At 70.1% G+C, this 2,515-nt stretch carries 2 protein-coding genes; both read left to right on the top strand.

Translation table 11 applies throughout. The features are described from left to right. Positions 1–180: 180 nt before the first annotated feature. Positions 181–1,398 (top strand): Ig-like domain-containing protein, encoded by a 1,218-nt coding sequence (locus tag ABZ923_RS41140; protein WP_361483528.1) that lies wholly within the window; start codon positions 181–183, stop codon positions 1,396–1,398. Positions 1,399–1,555: 157 nt separating this feature from the next. Next, on the top strand, positions 1,556–2,302 hold the full coding sequence (locus ABZ923_RS41135; RefSeq protein ID WP_361483525.1) for a DUF6227 family protein: 747 nt from the start codon (positions 1,556–1,558) through the stop codon (positions 2,300–2,302). Positions 2,303–2,515 lie beyond the last annotated feature (213 nt).

Below are 2,515 nucleotides of genomic sequence, written 5' to 3'. Positions count from 1 at the left end.
GCCCGGAGGGCGGGAGGGACTTTGCGGACACGGCCTAGGCCCGGGTTGAGCCCAGGATTGTCGCGGTTCTGTCACGTGATGGCGTTCAGGGGCGCCGGAGGGAACCTACCCCGGCTTCGGTGCCCTCTTTCTCCACGCACTGGAACGGATCACGCACATCACACGAACTGGGAGCAGCCCGTGACAACGCCGGACATTGCAGCGCGGCGCGCACTGGGGGCCTGTGCCGCCCTGATGGTCGGCGCCCTCACCCTGACCGCCTGCGGCGGCAGCGCCAACGCGAACGACGACGGCAAGGGCGGCAAGGACACCCCCAAGACGTCGACGGCGAAGATCGCGATCTCGGCCAAGGACGGTTCGACCGGGGCGTCCATCAACGCCACCGGGGTGAAGGTCAGCGACGGCAGGCTGACGGACGTGAAGATGACCGTGGCGGGGTCGGGACAGACCGTGCCGGGGTCGATATCGGCGGACGGCCACAGCTGGAAGCCCAAGGCCCAGCTGGAGCGCGGGACGAAGTACCAGATAGCCGCGACCGCGAAGGACGCCGACGGCCGCACCGCGGCGGCCAACTCCATCTTCACCACCGTCAGCTCGTCGAACAGCTTCATCGGCACCTACACGCCCGACAACGGCTCGACGGTCGGGGTCGGCATGCCGGTGTCGTTCACCTTCGACAAGTCCATCACCGACAAGAAGGCCGTGCAGTCCCACATCACGGTCAACACCACCAGCGGCCAGCAGGTGGTCGGCCACTGGTTCGGGGACCGCCGGCTCGACTTCCGGCCGCAGGAGTACTGGAAGGCCGGCTCCAAGGTCACGCTGAACATCGACCTGGACGGGGTGCAGGGCGCGAAGGGCGTCTACGGGGTGCAGAAGAAGACCGTCTCCTTCACCGTCGGGCGGTCGCAGGTCTCCACGGTGGACGCCCGCACGCAGACCATGACGGTCGTCCGGGACGGCAAGACCTTCAAGACGGTGCCGATCTCGGCGGGCAGCCCGCAGCACACGACGTACAACGGGCAGATGGTGATCTCCGAGAAGTTCGTGCAGACCCGCATGAACGGCTCGACGGTCGGCTTCGGCGGGGAGTACGACATCGCGGACGTGCCGCACGCGATGCGGCTGACCACGTCGGGGACGTTCATCCACGGGAACTACTGGTACAACAAGGGCAATCCTCCGTTCGGGCGCGAGGGCACCAGCCACGGCTGCGTCGGCCTCTCGGACGTGCAGGGGGCGCAGGGCGACACGCAGGCCAAGTGGTTCTTCGACAACTCGCTCGTCGGGGACGTCGTGATCGTCAAGAACTCCCCCGACTCCACCGTCTCCCCCGACAACGGGCTCAACGGCTGGAACATGTCGTGGAGCGCCTGGACCGCCGGAAGTGCCGCCTGAGCGGCAGGTTTCGACCACACGACGGGCCGCGCGGGAACTTCTCGCGCGGCCCGCGCGTTTTACCGGCGTACGTTTTCTCGGTTCCCGGACATGATGTCCGACCGAGGGGCTACGGTATGCACCCACAAGGTGACATGCAGCAACGCCGGGAGATGCCTTGAGCGTTCCGTACGAGACGGCAGCGTACGAACCAGCCGAGTCGCCCGAGTCTCCTGAGGAGCATCTCGCGCGACTCCTCGGCCGTGCCCTGAACTCGTTCGAGCTGCCCGACGACGTGATAAGGCGCCTCGACTGCGCGCTGGCGCACGACAGCTCGCTGCACTCCGCGTACCACAGCGCCGGGCTGCACCGGGAGACGTACCGGCACACCTGGCTGCTCGCCGACGGCTCGGCGGTCACGCTGTGGGAGCTGGTGTACAACCCGACGCCCGGCAGCGCCCCCGAGCACGAGGTGTACGTCGACGAGGAGGAGCTGCAGACCGCCACGGCGCGGCTCGGGATGCCGCCGGAGACGCAGGACTTCGAGCTTCCGTCGCTGATGCGGCTGTGGGCGATCCCCGAGCCCCGGCACCTGTACGCCTCCGGCGACTCGGCGGACCACGCGCGCCGGCTGCTGCGCCGCGCGGAGAACCCCGACCGGCCCGGCCCCGAGACGGCGGCACTGCTGGCGACGGCGACCGCGCACGAGATCACCCAGGCGTTCGGCCGCCCCGGGCGCGCGGGCCGGACGGGGCTGAGTTACGCGCTGTACGAGCACGCCTTCCTGCTGCCGGACGGCACCGAGCTCTCCCTGTGGGAGGTCGAGCACACGGCGACGCCGGACGGGCGGCACATGTGCGAGGTGTACATGTCGGAGAACGCGGCCCGCGACGCGATGGAACGCCGCGCGACCCGGCAGGGGTAGCGGGCGTACCCGCGGCCCCGGCACCGTAGCGGGCGGACCCGTGACCCAGCAGCCGTAGCGGGCGTACCCGTGGCCCGGCAGTCGTGGCGGGCGTACGCGAGACGTGGCGGCGGAACCCGCCGCATGCCCGCAGCCCGGCGGGCGTGACCGCCGTACCCGCGCGGCCCGGCACGAGGGCCGCCCGTGCGCGGAACGCGGCACGGCCCCGGGGAC

Source organism: Streptomyces sp. NPDC046881 (assembly GCF_040645015.1).
In the GTDB taxonomy this organism is placed as follows: Bacteria; Actinomycetota; Actinomycetes; order Streptomycetales; family Streptomycetaceae; genus Streptomyces.
The sequence above is the reverse complement of the archived record's forward strand: the minus strand, read 5'-3'. Positions and strand labels throughout refer to the sequence as shown.